The following is a 14,845-nucleotide window of genomic DNA, read 5'->3' on the forward strand; positions in this document are numbered from 1 at the left end:
GGCCCGGCAGGGCAAGTGCACTGCTTGCCGAAGGTCTCGCTGGCCGGTCTCGTGATCGAGGCCTGCCTCCGGGCGCCGGCTCAGACGAGCTGAGCAGTATGTCGACGGTCCGGCGAAGAGCTACTCCCCTTCTGCGCCATCCATAGTACGCGACCCGCACGGCGGCCCCACAGAGCCGAAAGTCCCCGGGCCCGGACGCCCTCACGCCGGAGAAAGTTCTGTCATGAACCTTGTTATGTCATGCACGCGTCATTATTTTCTAACCGCGCACTTACCTCACGGCAACACGACGCCGCGAGCATTCGTTCGCCCGCACTCCAACACCCCCACACCACAAGGGAGTTCGCATGCCAAAGGTCTACGCGCGTCGACGGCTGAGCATACTCGCAGGCATCACGGGTCTGATAGCCATGGCCAGTGTTTTCACCGGCCCGACCGCCTCCGCCGCCCTCCCCACCCCGGTCAGCGCGGCCACCGCCCGCACCTACCTCGCGTCCCTCTCCGTCGCGACGGAGAGCCGCACCGGCTACGACCGTGATCTGTTCCCCACCTGGATCACCATCAGCGGCACCTGCAACACCCGTGAGTACATCCTCAAGCGCGACGGTTCGAACGTCGTCACCGACTCCGCGTGCGCCTCCACCAGCGGCAGCTGGTACTCCGTGTACGACGGCGCCACCTGGACCGCCGCCTCCGACGTCGACATCGACCACCTCGTACCGCTCGCCGAGGCCTGGGACTCCGGCGCCAGCGCCTGGACCACCGCCCAGCGCCAGGCCTTCGCCAACGACGTGACGCGCCCCCAGCTCCTCGCGGTCACGGACAACGTCAACCAGTCCAAGGGCGACCAGGACCCGGCCACGTGGATGCCCTCGCGCACCGCGTACGCCTGCACCTACGTCCGCGCCTGGGTCCAGGTGAAGTACTACTACAACCTGAAGATCGACTCCGCCGAGAAGACCAAGCTGAGCTCGGTCCTGGCCGGCTGCTGACCGCCCTCCCGACCCGCACCCTCGGCCCAGACCGGCGGCCATGAGCCGCCAGGGTTCCGGACACCGTCCCCCCACGGTGTTCCCACGGTCTCCGGAACCTCCCCACAGGCCTCCGTCGTTCCGTACCGTACGGGACGACGGAGGAGGGGATCACCATGGCCGAGCTGCGTCTGGGACCGCTGCTGAGGTATGTGGACGGCTCGTCGGCGACCTTCTGGGTCGAGGCGAGCCGCCCGTGCACCGCCGAGGTGCGCTGCGCGGACGGCACCCGCGGACGGGCCCGCACCTTCCAGGTCGCGGGCCATCACTACGCGCTCGTGCCGGTGAACGGACTGACACCGGGCACGGACACCCCGTACGAGATCCTGCTGGACGGCGCGCCCGTGTGGCCGCTGCCCGACTCACGCTTTCCCCCCTCGGTCGTCCGCACCCCCGAGGGCGAGGACGCCGTCGTCCGTGTCACCTTCGGTTCCTGCCGCTGGGCCTCGCCGCCCGCGGACGAGAAGGACGCCGTGGGACCCGACGCCCTGGACACCCTCGCCGCCCGGATCGCCTCGGCTCCGGACGCCGAACGCCCGGACGTGCTCCTGCTGCTGGGCGACCAGGTGTACGCGGACGAGGTCTCCAGGGCGACCCGCGCGTGGATCGCGGCACGAAGGGGTCTGGCGGACCCCCCGGGCCATCAGGTCGCGGACTACGAGGAGTACACCCGCCTCTACTACGAATCCTGGCTCGACCCCGAGATCCGCTGGCTGCTGTCGACCGTGCCGAGCTGCATGATCTTCGACGATCACGACATCATCGATGACTGGAACACCAGCGAGGCCTGGCTGGCGGAGATCCGGGCGATCCCGTGGTGGCGCGAGCGGGTGCTCAGCGGTCTGATGTCGTACTGGGTCCACCAGCACCTCGGCAACCTCTCCCCCGCCGAGCTCTCCGCGGACCTCCTGTACGCGGCCGTACGCGAGACCCCCGACGGCACGGACGTGCTGCGCGCCTTCGCCGCCCAGGCCGACGCCGACCCGGCCTCGGTCCGCTGGAGCTACCGCCGCGACTTCGGCCGGACCCGAGTCCTGATGCTCGACACCCGCGCGGCCCGCGTCCTGGACGAGAAGCACCGCGCGATGCTCGATCCCGGGGAGGCGGCCTGGCTGCGCGAGCAGGCCCTGGAGGCGCCGGGCTCCCGGGACCACCTGCTGATAGGCACGTCGCTGCCCTGGCTGCTGCCCCCGCTGATCCATCACGTGGAGACGTGGGACGCCGCCCTGTGCCGGGGCGAGCGGGGCGGGCGCTGGGCGCGGTTCGGCGAGCGGCTGCGGCGCGCAGCCGACCTGGAGCACTGGGCGGCGTTCCCGGAGTCGTTCGGGGAGTTGGCGGAGCTGATCGCCGAGGCCGGCTCGGGCGAGCGGGCACCGGCGACCGTGTGCGTGCTGTCGGGAGACGTGCATCACGCCTACGTCGCCGATCCGGTCTGGGCCGACCCCGCCGAGCAGCCCTCCGCCCGGGTGCTCCAGCTGACCTGCTCCCCCGTCCACAACTCCATCCCGCTCTCCGTACGGCTCGGCTTCCGCTTCGGCTGGAGCCGCCCGGCCCGGCTGCTCGGCACCCTCCTTGCCCGGCACGGCCGTTGCGGACACCCGCCGGTCGACTGGCGCAAAACCGGCGGCCCTTGGTTCGGCAATCAGCTCATGACCCTTACCCTGCACGGCCGTTCGGCCTCCCTGCGCCTCGAACAGGCGCGGCCTGTGCGGGGCGCAGGCACCGGGCGTACGGGCCGAGCGGCCCGGCTGACGACGGTGGTGGAGTCACGGATCACCCCGGAATAGGTCCATTCCTTGCGGTTGCCGGCGCCGTACGGCGTACCGGAGCGTGCGGAGGCGGGAACGTGATGTGACCGACACATGCGTCCCCGGAGGATCTTCCGACCCATCCGCGGCGTACGCTGTATGGCTGTCACAGGCTGCCATGCCACTCCCCGCGAGTAGCGGCGCGGCCGGGCTTACGGGGGAGTCGGGGGAAGAGTCCGGTGCTGGAGAGTGTGGGGTCGCTGACAAGCAGCCCATGGATCTACGCGGTGATCGCCGTGTCCATCGTTCTTGACGTCTTCCTGCCCGTCCTGCCGAGTGGCGTCCTGGTCATCACGGCGGCGACGGCCGCCGCGGGGTCCGCCACGGCGACCGGCGCCGTTCCCCACGCCGTGCCTGACATCCTGGTGCTCACCCTCTGCGCGGCCACGGCCTCGGTCCTCGGCGACCTGGTGGCGTACCGCCTCGCCTGGCGTGGCGGCGACCGTCTGGATCGCGCCATCGCCCGGTCCCGCCGCCTGACCCGGGCGCAGGAACGTCTCGGCGAGGTCCTGGCGCGCGGCGGCGGTGTGATCGTGGTCGTCGCCCGGTTCGCGCCGGCTGGCCGCTCGGTCGTCTCGCTCGGCGCGGGCGCCGCGCACCGCCGGGTCCGCGACTTCCTGCCCTGGTCGGTCCTCGCCGGCCTGGCGTGGGCCGGTTACAGCGTGGCCCTCGGCTACTTCGGCGGCCAGTGGCTGGGTGCCACCTGGCTCACGACGGCCATCTCGGTGGGGGCGCTGTTCGTCGCGGGGGCGGGCGCGGCGTATGTCGTACGCCGGCCCGCGCTGCGGGGTCAGGAAACCGGCGCCTGAGCCACCGCGCAGGCCGGCACCGGCGTCACGGGTACAGGGGCACGCCGACCACGGGGTGCGGCCGAAGCCGTGAGCCCGTGTCCGTGAGCCCGTGGCTCGCGTGCCGCGCGGGGTGCGTGCGCCCGGGGCGGCGGTCGGGTTCCGGGCGACGGGTGCGTCATCCGGCGCGCTGGGCCGCCGCCCCGCGCACCTCCAGGTGGTCGAGCAACTCGGCCGTGGCCGCCGCGACCGCCTCGACGGCGCGGTCGAAGACCTCACGGTTGTGGGCGGCCGGGGCACGGAACCCGGAGACCTTGCGGACGTACTGGAGGGCGGCGGCGTGGATCTCCTCCTCGGTCGCTTCCTCGGGGATCACGGGCGGGCGAAGTGTCTTGATGCTGCGGCACATGAGTCCAGTCTCGCGCGTCCGGCGCCGTCCCGGTCACCCCTCGCGCAAGGCGGCCCGCCACGGCCGGGAATACCGCCGCCGGATCCGTGGATTGATCGGAACATGACCTCAGTGGAGATCACTTACGTCGGCGGTCCCACCGCCCTCATCGCGATCGGCGGCCTGCGGCTTCTGACCGATCCGACCTTCGACGCCCCCGGCGAGTACCCCGTCGGCGCGCGGAAGCTGGTGAAGACCGCAGGACCCGCACTCCCGGCCGAGAAGCTCGGACCGGTCGACGCCGTCCTGCTATCGCACGACCAGCACCCCGACAACCTGGACGCGTCCGGGCGCGGGTATCTCCAGGGCGCCCCGGTGACTCTGTCGACGGCATCGGCGTACGAGCGGATCGGCGCGCCCGTGCGCGCGCTCGGCCCCTGGGAGTCCGTCGCACTGGCGCGCCCGGACGGCGGAGCCCTGCGCGTGACGGCCGTTCCGGCGCAGCACGGACCCGACGGCTCGCTGCCCCTCGTCGGAGAGGTGACCGGTTTCGTGCTGTCCGGGGACGGACTGCCCAAGGTGTACGTGAGCGGTGACAACGCGTCCCTGGACGTCGTACGGGAGATCGCGGACCAGGAGGGCCCCTTCGACGTGGCCGTGCTGTTCGCGGGCGCGGCGCGCACCCCGCTGGTGCCGGACGCCCCGCTCACCCTGACCAGCGAGGACGCAGCACGGGCGGCGGAGATCCTCGGCGCCGTCCGGGTGGTCCCGCTGCACTTCGAGCACTGGGGCCACTTCACCGAGGACGGTTCGACGCTGACGACGGCGTTCGCGCGAGCGGGGCTCACGGACCGGCTGCGACTGCTGGAGCCCGGGGCCTCGGTACGGGTGCCGTAGTGGTGGGCGCGGTCCGGTTCGCCGCAACACCCTGGCGAATGCTTGGAGTTCGACAAGCTTCTCCGAGGATTGACTCGGATCGCCGCGAGTTGTGACGATCTCCGGGGGCCGTTCGGGTCCCGTGGAGAGAAGCGAGGATCCATGGCGAACGACGCGCTGACGGTGGCTGTGCTGGGTCCGGGAGGGGTCGGCGGGCTGCTCGCGGCACTCCTGTCCCGCGCCGGTCACCGGGTCATCTGCCTCGCCGGTGACGAGACCGTGCGGAAGCTGGCCGCGGACGGCATCGAGGTGCGCAGCGGCCACTTCGGCGACTTCACGGCGCGGGTGGAGGCGGACACCGAACTGCGCGAGCCGGCCGACGTGTGTCTGATCGCCGTCAAGGCGACGGCCCTGGACTCCGCGCTGGAGCGCCTCCCGGCGAAGGCCCTGGGTGAGGAGGGCCTGATCGTCCCGCTCCTGAACGGTGTCGAGCATCCGGCGCTGCTGCGCGAGCGCTACCGCTCCGAGCAGGTGGCCCCCGCGGTGATCCGCGTGGAGTCGACGCGGGTCGCCCCGGGAGTGATCGAGCACGGCAGTCCGTTCGCCGAGCTCGATCTGACCGCCGACACCGCGCCCCGAGCGCGGGTCGGGGCACTCGCCGGGGCGCTGGAGTGGGCCGGAGCGCGGGCCCGGGTCCAGGACGGGGAGTCGGCGACGCTCTGGGCGAAGATGTCGTTCCTCGCGCCGTTCGCGCTGCTGACGACGCGGTACGGGGTACCGGTGGGCGACGTACGCACGCTGCACCGCGAGGAGTTGACCGCTCTCGTCGAGGAGACGGCCGCGGTGGGCCGTGCGTGCGGAGCCGCCACCGATCCGGCGACCGCCCTCGCCCGCTACGACGCCTTCCCGGCGGCCACCAAGTCCTCCATGCAGCGGGACCACGAGGCGGGCCGGACACTCGAACTCGACGCGATCGGCGGCGCGTTGCTACGAGCGGCGGAGCGGACCGGGGTGCCGGTACCGGTGGCGAGCGAACTGGTCGGGCACCTGACGCCGATCGCCGGCAACGGCAACTGACGGCGCTACGGCGGTAAAGCATCCCTACGGCGGCCGTACGGCGGGGCCGGGAGCGAGGGTGCCGTACAGGGACGGCGGGGGCGGTGCCCGACGGCGTCCGGGTGTCGTGGGACCGGTGGCGGGGTCAGTCCCCCGCCACCGTCCCGGCGCCCGAGCAGTGCCGGGCCACCGTGTCGGCGAAGGCGTGCGCCGCGGGTGACAGGGCGTCCCAGCGGCGGACGGCCCAGCCGACCGCGAGAGGTGGCAGGGCCGGTACGGGGAGGAAGCGGAGACAGGGGTGGCCGGGTCCGGGCAGGCCGGGCAGGGCGGGGACGACGGCGTGGCCGAGCCCGAGTTCGGCGAGCAGGATCGCGGTGTCCCAGTCCGCGACACTGGTGTCGGAGGTGCCCGTGGGTATCCCCAACTCCCGGTAGGCGGAGTCGAGATGGGCACGGGAGGTGGAGCGCTCGGGCAGACCCACGATCCGCAGTCCGGCCAGCTCCCGCGCCTCGATCCGTTCCCGCGCCGCGAGTTCGTGGTCGGCGTGTACGGCGAGCACCCAGGGGAGTTCGGCGACGACCCTCTGCTCGACCCCGCGTACGGGAGGGCCGAGGGTGACCCAGGCGAGGTCGAGCCCGTGGTCGGCGAGCGCGTCGAAGCAGCTCCGGCTGGAGTTCTCGGTCTGGAACTCCAGGCTCACCTTGGGGTACCGCCCCCGGAACTCGACCACGGCCTCGGCCATGAAGTGCCGCACGGTGGTGCCGCCGGTGGCGATCCGTACCGTACCGCCGCCCCCGCGCGCCAGCTCGTCGAGCCCGCGCAGCGCGAGGTCGAGCCCGGCGATGCCGTCGGCGGCGGCCCGTTCGAGGAGCCGCCCGGCGCGGGTGGGCACCACGCCCCGGGCCTGCCGCTCGACGAGCCCCAGCCCGACCTCGCGTTCCAGGCGGCGTACGTGCTGGCTCACCGCCGACTGCGTGCAGCCCAGTTCCCGGGCCACCGCGCTGAGGCTCCCGGCCCGGCAGACGGCGACGAACACACGAAGATCATCCAGGGTCACGGCCCCAAGGTACCTGCGGACCGGTGGAGTCGGCCGCTCAGGCTCGGGTCTTGTCGAGCAGCTCGACGATCTCCTCGGTCGTGCCGGTCTCGCCGAGGCGGGGGAAGATCCGCTCGACGCTGTTGCGGTGCGTCTCGGGGTCGAGGTCGGACATGGCGTCGGTGGCGAGGGTGACGTGGTAGCCGTGTTCGTGGGCGGCGCGGGCCGAGGACTCCACGCCGATGCTGGTGGCGATGCCGGCCAGCACGATCTGGGTGATCCCGCGGCGGCGGAGCTGGAGGTCGAGATCCGTGCCGTAGAAGGCGCCCCAGTTCCGCTTGGTCACGGTGATGTCCTCGGGGTGCCCGGTCACGTCGTCGACGAGGACGTCCCAGCCCTCGGGGAAGGAGCGGCCGTGGCTCTGGCCGTCGATCCGGCCGGGAACGGCGTCCGCGCCGTCGGCGGCGGCGGTGACCCGGACCAGGACGACCGGGAGGCCGTGGCCGCGGAAGGCGTCCGCGAGCCGTACGGAGCGCTCCACGACGTCGGCGGCGGCGTGCGGGGCGAGGCCCGGGTTGCCGACGATGCCGTGCTGAAGGTCGATGAGGACGAGCGCGGTGCGGGGGTCGAGCGTGGTGACTGCCATGGTCAGGCCTTTCGGGGGGTGAGATCGCGAAGGGATCGGTCGATGAGGGTCACCGCCAGGAGCAGCACCGCTCCGGCGAGCATGAAAAGGGCCAGATGGTGCAGGCCGCCGGTGTCGGCGCCGTGTGTGAAGAAGGCGGCGTCGGCGGCGGAGGCGGCCATCGCGCCCAGGTAGGTGAAGGTGCGCAGCAGTCCGGCCGCGGAGCCCATCCGGGCGGGGTCGGCCTGCCGGTACAGGGCGTTCTGATTGGCCAGGCCATTGAGACCCTGCGGAACGCCCATGAGGGCGCCGACGCCGGCCAGCAGCCAGATCGCGCTGGTCGAGTTCATCGTCAGCAGCACCAGGCAGCCCGCGATCTGGACGAGACCGCCGACCACGAGCTTGCCGCGGACGGCTTCCCGCCGTCCGGTGACGCCGGAGACGACGAGTCCGCTCAACGACAGCGGCAGCAGGACCAGCCCGGCGCCGGCCGCGTGCAGCCCGCGCCCCTCCTCCATCCACTGCGTGAACCCGTAGAGGAAGGCGTACGCGGTGGTGTAGCTGAGGAACTGGCGCAGGAAGGTGGTGAGCATCGGTCCGTTGCCGCCGAGCACCCGCAGGTCGATGAACGGGGCCGGAACGCGGAGTTCCCGCCGGACGAAGGCGGTCCCGGCGACGAGCGCGAGCACCGGCAGGTACCAGTCGGTGGCCCGCGGTCTCATCAGGAACAGCATCAGAGAGACGAGCAGTGCGGTGAACAGGGCCATGCCGACGAGGTCGACACCGCGCGAGGCGGACGCGGGTGGCTCCGCCGGTGTCGGCTTCACGGCTTTCGGCAGCCGCAGGGCTCCGAGGACCAGACAGGCCAGGGACAGGGGCACGTTGACGAGGAAGATGGTGCGCCAGCCGCCCACGCCGATGAGCAGGCCGCCCAGCGTCGGCCCGACCACGGCGACGGTCTGCGCGGAGACGGCGAGCGCGGTCAGCACGCCGGCCGGGCTGCTCTGCCCGGTGCGTTCCGTCTCGCTCCGGGTCAGGTGCATCGCGGCGGGATACGCGGCCGAGGTGCCGAATCCGAGCAGCACCCGGGCGGCGACCAGCGCGCCGAGATTCGGGGAGAGTGCGCCGAGGAGTCCGGCGACGCCCACCATGGCCGTACCGGCGAGGTAGAGGCGGCGGGGCCCGTAGAGGTCGACGAGACGTCCGATGACGGGCTGCCCCACCGCGGTGGCCAGATACAGCCCGGAGACCAGCCACGCCGTCTCCGCCGGGGACGCTCCGAGCGCCCTGCCGATCGGCACCAGCGCCACGGCGATCATCGAGGAGTTGACGGGGTTCAGTACGGACCCGAGGACCATCGGGGCGATCAGCCGGCGGTCGAAGCGGTCGGGCGGTCGGTGACGTGCGGGGGTGATCCGGCGCTGGAGCCAGTCGCGGAGGGCGGCTGTCACGACCGGGTGAGCCGTTCCAGCAGCGCCATGGCCTCGATGACGGTCTGCCGCTCGTCCTCCGTGCAGCGCTCCTCGAAGGCTCGGGCGAGCCACTCCGAACGGGCCTGCCGGGTGCCTTCGACGCGCTCGCGGCCGGCATCCGTGAGCGTCACCAGCTGCCGCCGGCCGTCCCCGGGGTCGGGGTTGCGCTGGATGAGTCCGAACTGGTCGAGGGCCGCGAGCGTGGCGGCCATCGACTGCGGGCGCACCCCTTCGGCCGCCGCCAGCGCACTGGCCGTGGCGGCCCCGCTCTTGCTCACCAGGGTGAGCGCGGAGATCTGGGAGGGCGTGAGGTCCTGCGCCTCGGACACCTCGCGGATCCGCCGCCGGAGCAGGCTGAACGCGACCCGAAGATCCTGCGCGGCCCGCGCCGCGGAATCCGAGACGCCCGCTTCGTTCGGCCCCTTGCCGCTCACATCCATACCGCCACGGTAGATCAGCCAGCCCAAACTGTCCAGTTCAAACTGTGCAGTCCAGCCTGTTCAATCTGCATCCCCCGCGGCGGGCGGGATCCACCGTCCACCACCCGCGCCACGGGCGAGATCCGCGATCCGTCCACCACCCTTGCCGCAGGCGAGATTTCCAGCCCACCTGGAACACGCGTTCGGAACACCCGTTCGCGTGAAGTCCCGGAAGGAACTCGCACCTCAAAATCGAACAGGCGTAGCATTGCCGCGTGGCTGCGACCTATGACTTTCCAAGTGACCTCCTCGCCGGTCAGGAGGAGCTGCACCAGGTCCGGGCCGAGCTGCTGGCCCTGCTGAAACGACTCCCCTGGTCGGTGGAGCCGCTGGACGGCTTCAGTGACACCGGTGGCTGGCGCAAGGTGGAGCGCCCCGCTTCCCCCGGCTGGACCGACGACGAACAGGCCGAGGTGGAAAAGCTCCGGCAGCGCGAGCGCGAGCTCACCGTGTTCGTGTCCGGCCACCGCTTCTGGTCGGAGATCGCCTCTCCGGACAAGGTGGACGCCCGGATGCGGCTGAAGCACACCCGCGACACTCCGCCTTGAGGCGGCGCGGGCCGGGTCGTCGCGGGTCCGTTTCCCCTACGAGGGTGCTCCGGCAAGCCGGCCGGCCACACCGCCGTGATGCGAGCACGTACCTCGCCGGTGCGCGGAATAGCTGTACGTACCGTCGCCGCACAGGGCGGTGGCGCCGACGGGCGCCTGCTGCGAGCCGCCCGACGCCGGCGTCCGCCCGACCGTTCGACGTCTTCGAGTCGGTGCCTTGCGACAATGCAGCGGTGCTGACGCCGATCCTGGCGAGGAAGGGGAAACGTGTGCTTCTTGTTGGCGTGCTCGCACTGACGGCGGGCGGCGCGCTCCTCGTGGTGGCCGGTGGCTACCGCGGCCTGGACGTGTGGGTATGGAACTGGGCGGACGTGACGTTCTCACCGCGCTACCGGACCGCTTGGGGGACGCCCTGGAAGAGCCTCGGACGCATGAGACTGCAATGCGGTTTCGTGGGAACCGGGTTGGCGATTCTGGGTCTGGTGACGTTGACCCGCTGAAAGCGCACTGTGCGAGCTGCTGCTTTGCTTCCAGTCGGCACGCCGGTCACGGTGCTCGGCGCGTGCGCTCCTGAACCTCGTCGGGCATAGGCCGGGCAACGACAGTTGGGCTCGCCCGGCGTGCCCTCGATGCGGGCCGACGGCTCGCGACGGACGACCAAGGCCACGACTCCCGGCTTCATGTTCTTTCAGAAACCGGAGAGTTGGCGGAGCAAGCACGCAGGGGCCAGCCCCGGGCTCACGATCTCCGGCACACCGGCAGCACTCTCCCTGCCCCCGGGGGCGCCACCACCCGCGAACTGATGCACCGCAAGCAGTCGTCAGCGCCGGTCATTCTCGCGTGGCCGTTCCGCACCCCGCGTCGCCGGCCTCCCGCATGCGCGTCTCCATCGACTTGCTCCGGTTGTAGGGGTCGACCTCAGGACCGTCTCCTGGGCTCGAAGTCGCGCGCTCCGCCTCGAACTTGGGGGTGAGGTAGCCGGTGAAGGTGTCGCAGCCGCCGTTGGTGCTGTCCACCTTGTAGGAGACGAAGGAGAACGTACCCGGCTCGATGACGACCTTCGCCGGATCGTCCCAACTCATCACGACCTCGCGGCGCACGATCGTACGCACGACTTCGTCGCTTCCCGCCGCAGCGCGTACGACCGGATATACGTACGTGACATCGGTGGTCACCTCGACCGCACCGCGCTTGCCTTCTCGGTAGGTGATCCGCCCCCGCGTCTTGACCACATCCCCGACAAGCCGGACCTTCGACTTCTCGAACCGGCTGAACAGCAGCAGAGGATCGTTCTCACGGCTCGGCGAACGGAACGCGGTCGCCAGGAAGTCCTGGACATCCTGCTGATGAGGATTGATCAACGCGATCGCCTTCTTCGGCATCTCCCCGCGCAGCACACCAGGATCCAGACTGGACGCGTCGAGGAAGTCCCGGGTCTTTCTGAGCGCTTGTGCGACCTGCCCCTTGCTCATCCACCCGGTCGCCTGCGCCTCGGACAGTCCGATCCCGTCTGTCCCGTCACCCCACCGCACCGCGGGCGACCCCTTGAACGGCTCGTCCAAGGTGGCTTGTCGGGCTACCGCTTCCGTCGGCGGCGGCTGATCCGGGCGCTGCGACTCCACGGCGAGCGGCGTACTGTCGCCGCCCCCGCCTCCGAGCCATCCCGTCACCCGCCCGGGATCCAGGGCCACGACCAGCAAGGCGACCGCAGCCAGCAGACCGACGGCGTACCAGCCCTTGCCTCTTTGCCGCCGGGCCGGCTGATGACTCCGCCACGGCTCCGGTCGGGCGGTCTCCTCCAAGCGCCGCGCCACCATACGGGCTCGCGCCGAGGGCTCCTTGGGCGCGCCCTTGGCCCCCGCTTCGGCTTCGCGAAGGAAGCGCTCCCACTCCTCGTCCGGTATGGACTCCCCACCCTTGCCCACGACGGGCCCCACCCCTCTCGCGCGCCCGGCCCTCCCCGGACCGGCCATGTTCAGCGCATCATCACACAGCTCGACTTGAGCCCATGATCGCCACTGGTGGATCTCCGAGGGCTCCTGCCGTTGCACCGAGTTGAGCACCGTTTCAGGAGTTCGATCCATGGGGCGCTACCGCATGTGGCGGCAAAGGGTGCGGCGGCGTAGCGGACTACCGGGGCCGCGGCATCTGCCGCCGTTGATGTCAGGAACGGATGTCAGGCGGGCCGGGGCACGATGCTCACGGCGCGGTAGTCGTACCCGTCCTGCTTGAAGCCAGGGGCTTCCCATGTGAGGTCAATCTGCTGTCCGGGCGACACCGTGCGGAAGCCGGTCATCTGGATGTGGGAGTAGTGGCCGAAGCAGCCGCCGGGGGTCTCGGGGGAGTCGAGCACGCCCCACCCTTCTTCGTCGTCCCACTCGCGGACAGTCGCAGTCACCATGGGCAGCACCCTATGGGCTCTGTCTGGAGGGTGCTGCGCACACGGACTCCAGGAGCGGCGCTCCGGCCCACCTGTCGTGCGGATGTCTGATGGACGGTCGGTGGGGTTTCCGCTGTTCCCCTGTCGTCCGAGCAGGAGCCCGCTTCGAACGCGGCCACCTCGTCGAACGCTCCGACGTCCACGCAGCCTGAACAACCTCAACCGAGCCGCAGGAATGACAATTACTAGCCGGAAAGCCGGCATACCTTCCGGAAAATGCTCAGGCCCCATACGACACGTCATGCGAGGATTCGGTTCCGACCTACAGGGGGTGGAATTCATGGGGCTTGACTACAGCTACGAGATCTTTGTGCCTGCCCAGAACATCGCCGGTGCACTGGTCGAGCTGGCCGAGCTGGCGCCACGACCCCATCGAGCGCCGCCACTTACGCTCACCATGCCCGGTGGTGACCAGGTCGTCGTCCCGTTCACCTCCAACTTCAAGAGTGAGCCAGTCGATTGCTCCACAAGCAGCACGCTCGAACTCGACACCTCAATCATGTTCGGCGTCGACAACGCAGTGCGCGAGTTCTTCGAGGTCCGGTCGGATGCGGTGAAGAGATCAGCGTAGGGGCCTGTCGTGCCGCGAGCGCTTGACGATTCCCTACTGACGTGGCTGGTGACTGGTGGCTCAAGTCTGCGGAAGTCCGCTGTCGTTGACGTCACGTACGGATTTCAGCAGTCTCGACGGGCTCGGTTGTCGTCACCAGGGTTCCCCGCTGTTCGCCGCCCTGTCAGGTGCGCTTGCGGTGCGGTCGCCGTGTTCCTCGGTTGCGCGGTTCGGCTTGTAGCGCTCGGGAAAGTCGGGGTGCTCCCCGTAGGGGGAGGCAAGGTCGAGTAGGTCGTCGCACGGCCAGAGGTCACCGTCGAACCGGCAGTCGTCACGGTCGTCCCAAGGTCGCTCGGGGTCGCCTTCGGCCGGGCTGAGCGTGTGCCGGTTCAGCACGCGCTGCTTGGCCTCGACTTCGCGCAGGACGCGGACGGGATCATGCAGGGCCACGTGCTGTGCGATCACGGTATGGAATCCGGTGAGATCCCCTTGGCCGAAGTCGACTGCCTCACCGTGCGCGGTCCACGTGGCGGGCACCCCTGCTCCGTCACAGCGACGGGCCAGGTCGGCCTCCTCGTGCAGGCGCGCCTTGAGGAACGCCACGAGTTCGTTGGTCATGGCGGCATCCTCGACCATGGGCCGTGCGCCGGCACTCCCTTTACGGCACTCCCGTCACGCACGTCCAAGCGTCGTGAACGTCGCTGAATGAGACGGAAACGGAGACGGCCTGGCACGAGGCCAGACCGTCTCCGTCCGGGCAGCCTTCTGGGCCGCAGCTCCAGCCAGTTCGCTCGGCGACGGTCATTCCGGTCGCTTCGAGGCCTCGGAGGGACGGCAGCGGACAGGGGCGGTCGTGGGGGTTGCGCTACTGCGCTGCTGTGCAGCCCGCTTCGCTGCCGCGTTCCGGGCGTGAGCTTCGCGTCGTAGTCGCCGCTCGTAGTCGGCGATCTGACGAGCCACGGGGACGCCGGTACCAGTTCGGATCAACCGCTCATTGTCGCGATCCACCAAGAAGGGACCGTTGCCTCCCAATCGAGGGCGCTGTCCGCTCTGACCGTCCCAGACCGCTCCCCAGTAGAAGATCCACCCGAACGGCAAGGCCTCCACACGCAGGATCTGAAGGTCGTACTCGACGCAGCCTCGCACGCCTTCGATCTCGGCAAGCACCAGTTGGCGCGCGTCCCCCTCGGTCAGCATGGGCCGATGATGACATGGTGACGCCGCGCACCCGCCCAATTCGGCGATGAGGATTCGGCGGGCCGGTTCGCAAGCCGTGATCCACCCCAGATCTCCGGACAGCGCGTCCTCGGCCCAAGGGGGTGTGATGAGACGGCTGTTGTCGCATGGGTTGTCGGTGGCAGGTACTAACGTGCCTGCGCCTGCGGTGTCCCGTCGATCTTTGTACGCTTGAGGAGCCATCATGCCCGGAGGCACACCCGAGGTGCCCGCGAAGGATCTGCGCACACCGATACCGGAGTACGGGGGAACACATCTCGGCTCCCGGAGACAATGCGGGCGCCGAAGACCGTGACCCTCATGACGAGGAATGGCGGGAACATGATCGCCACGGCCCCTATGCGCAGGGGCGTCGTCGGAAGAACTAACGCCCAGGGCGGAGTCCCCGTCTGCGGCAGCGCGAGCGGGGGCTCGGTGTGAGGGCTACTCACGCTGGCGGGAGCAAGCTCACCTGCGGCTTGTCGGTGTCAGCCGCTGGTGTCAGACGCCGCATGCAGTCTTGACAAGGCTTA

Annotated in this window: 18 protein-coding genes; 8 read left to right on the forward strand and 10 right to left on the reverse strand. The window is 70.5% G+C overall.

Annotation, left to right across the window (positions count from 1 at the left end; translation table 11 throughout):
- The first annotated feature begins 347 nt into the window (after nt 1–347).
- The 3 genes from OG485_RS15015 (at nt 348) to OG485_RS15025 (ending at nt 3,648) form a co-directional block, all read left to right on the forward strand.
- Nucleotides 348–992 (forward strand): HNH endonuclease family protein, encoded by a 645-nt coding sequence (locus OG485_RS15015; protein WP_328668816.1) that lies wholly within the window; start codon nt 348–350, stop codon nt 990–992.
- A 155-nt stretch (nt 993–1,147) separates the two neighbouring features.
- Nucleotides 1,148–2,818: a DUF7800 domain-containing protein gene (locus OG485_RS15020; RefSeq protein WP_328668817.1), complete on the forward strand. Its 1,671-nt coding sequence runs from the start codon at nt 1,148–1,150 to the stop codon at nt 2,816–2,818.
- A 200-nt stretch (nt 2,819–3,018) separates the two neighbouring features.
- Nucleotides 3,019–3,648, forward strand: a complete 630-nt coding sequence (locus OG485_RS15025) for a DedA family protein (protein ID WP_328668818.1) — start codon at nt 3,019–3,021, stop codon at nt 3,646–3,648.
- Nucleotides 3,649–3,805: 157 nt separating this feature from the next.
- Here the strand turns inward: OG485_RS15025 and OG485_RS15030 are convergent, their stop codons facing one another.
- Nucleotides 3,806–4,036 carry a DUF2277 domain-containing protein gene (locus tag OG485_RS15030; protein ID WP_328668819.1) on the reverse strand — a complete coding sequence of 77 codons (231 nt, stop codon included), beginning with the start codon at nt 4,034–4,036 and terminating at the stop codon, nt 3,806–3,808.
- A gap of 102 nt (nt 4,037–4,138) precedes the next feature.
- On the opposite strand from OG485_RS15030, the gene OG485_RS15035 reads away from it, so the two are divergent.
- Nucleotides 4,139–4,912 carry an MBL fold metallo-hydrolase gene (locus OG485_RS15035; protein WP_328668820.1) on the forward strand — a complete coding sequence of 258 codons (774 nt, stop codon included), beginning with the start codon at nt 4,139–4,141 and terminating at the stop codon, nt 4,910–4,912.
- Nucleotides 4,913–5,053: 141 nt separating this feature from the next.
- Entirely contained in the window at nt 5,054–5,968 is a 915-nt protein-coding gene (locus OG485_RS15040; RefSeq protein WP_328668821.1) for a ketopantoate reductase family protein, read from the forward strand.
- Between the two features lie 124 nt (nt 5,969–6,092).
- Here OG485_RS15040 and OG485_RS15045 read toward each other — a convergent pair whose 3' ends face one another.
- Genes OG485_RS15045 through OG485_RS15060 form a run of 4 tightly spaced genes read right to left on the reverse strand, consistent with a single transcriptional unit; the run spans nt 6,093 to nt 9,520 of the window.
- Nucleotides 6,093–7,004, reverse strand: coding sequence for a LysR family transcriptional regulator (locus tag OG485_RS15045; RefSeq protein WP_328668822.1), 912 nt, complete (start codon nt 7,002–7,004; stop codon nt 6,093–6,095).
- A gap of 37 nt (nt 7,005–7,041) precedes the next feature.
- Nucleotides 7,042–7,629 carry a hydrolase gene (locus OG485_RS15050; protein ID WP_328668823.1) on the reverse strand — a complete coding sequence of 196 codons (588 nt, stop codon included), beginning with the start codon at nt 7,627–7,629 and terminating at the stop codon, nt 7,042–7,044.
- Nucleotides 7,630–7,631: 2 nt separating this feature from the next.
- Nucleotides 7,632–9,059, reverse strand: a complete 1,428-nt coding sequence (locus OG485_RS15055; RefSeq protein ID WP_443048701.1) for an MFS transporter — start codon at nt 9,057–9,059, stop codon at nt 7,632–7,634.
- Nucleotides 9,056–9,520, reverse strand: coding sequence for a MarR family winged helix-turn-helix transcriptional regulator (locus tag OG485_RS15060; protein ID WP_328668824.1), 465 nt, complete (start codon nt 9,518–9,520; stop codon nt 9,056–9,058). The genes OG485_RS15055 and OG485_RS15060 overlap by 4 nt, the downstream gene beginning before the upstream one ends.
- A 254-nt stretch (nt 9,521–9,774) precedes the next feature.
- On the opposite strand from OG485_RS15060, the gene OG485_RS15065 reads away from it, so the two are divergent.
- Nucleotides 9,775–10,107 (forward strand): hypothetical protein, encoded by a 333-nt coding sequence (locus tag OG485_RS15065; protein WP_328668825.1) that lies wholly within the window; start codon nt 9,775–9,777, stop codon nt 10,105–10,107.
- A 36-nt stretch (nt 10,108–10,143) separates the two neighbouring features.
- On the opposite strand, the gene OG485_RS15070 is transcribed toward OG485_RS15065, so the two are convergent.
- Nucleotides 10,144–10,401, reverse strand: coding sequence for a DUF3761 domain-containing protein (locus tag OG485_RS15070; RefSeq protein ID WP_328668826.1), 258 nt, complete (start codon nt 10,399–10,401; stop codon nt 10,144–10,146).
- On the opposite strand from OG485_RS15070, the gene OG485_RS15075 reads away from it, so the two are divergent.
- Nucleotides 10,341–10,607 (forward strand): hypothetical protein, encoded by a 267-nt coding sequence (locus tag OG485_RS15075; protein WP_328674860.1) that lies wholly within the window; start codon nt 10,341–10,343, stop codon nt 10,605–10,607. The genes OG485_RS15070 and OG485_RS15075 overlap by 61 nt on opposite strands.
- Nucleotides 10,608–10,937: 330 nt before the next feature.
- Here OG485_RS15075 and OG485_RS15080 read toward each other — a convergent pair whose 3' ends face one another.
- Both OG485_RS15080 and OG485_RS15085 read right to left on the reverse strand, forming a co-directional pair.
- A complete protein-coding gene (locus OG485_RS15080) occupies nt 10,938–12,032 on the reverse strand; it encodes a hypothetical protein (protein WP_328668827.1) in 1,095 nt (364 codons plus the stop codon).
- A gap of 251 nt (nt 12,033–12,283) precedes the next feature.
- Nucleotides 12,284–12,508, reverse strand: coding sequence for a cold-shock protein (locus tag OG485_RS15085; protein ID WP_328668828.1), 225 nt, complete (start codon nt 12,506–12,508; stop codon nt 12,284–12,286).
- A 319-nt stretch (nt 12,509–12,827) separates the two neighbouring features.
- On the opposite strand from OG485_RS15085, the gene OG485_RS15090 reads away from it, so the two are divergent.
- Nucleotides 12,828–13,118, forward strand: coding sequence for a hypothetical protein (locus OG485_RS15090; RefSeq protein WP_328668829.1), 291 nt, complete (start codon nt 12,828–12,830; stop codon nt 13,116–13,118).
- Between the two features lie 132 nt (nt 13,119–13,250).
- On the opposite strand, the gene OG485_RS15095 is transcribed toward OG485_RS15090, so the two are convergent.
- Together OG485_RS15095 and OG485_RS15100 are read right to left on the reverse strand one after the other, a co-directional pair.
- Nucleotides 13,251–13,715 (reverse strand): DUF6221 family protein, encoded by a 465-nt coding sequence (locus tag OG485_RS15095; protein ID WP_328668830.1) that lies wholly within the window; start codon nt 13,713–13,715, stop codon nt 13,251–13,253.
- A gap of 183 nt (nt 13,716–13,898) precedes the next feature.
- Complete coding sequence (locus tag OG485_RS15100) at nt 13,899–14,294, reverse strand: hypothetical protein (RefSeq protein WP_328668831.1); 396 nt, start codon at nt 14,292–14,294, stop codon at nt 13,899–13,901.
- Nucleotides 14,295–14,845 lie beyond the last annotated feature (551 nt).

It is taken from the genome of Streptomyces sp. NBC_00328, from assembly GCF_036139655.1.
GTDB lineage: Bacteria > Actinomycetota > Actinomycetes > Streptomycetales > Streptomycetaceae > Streptomyces.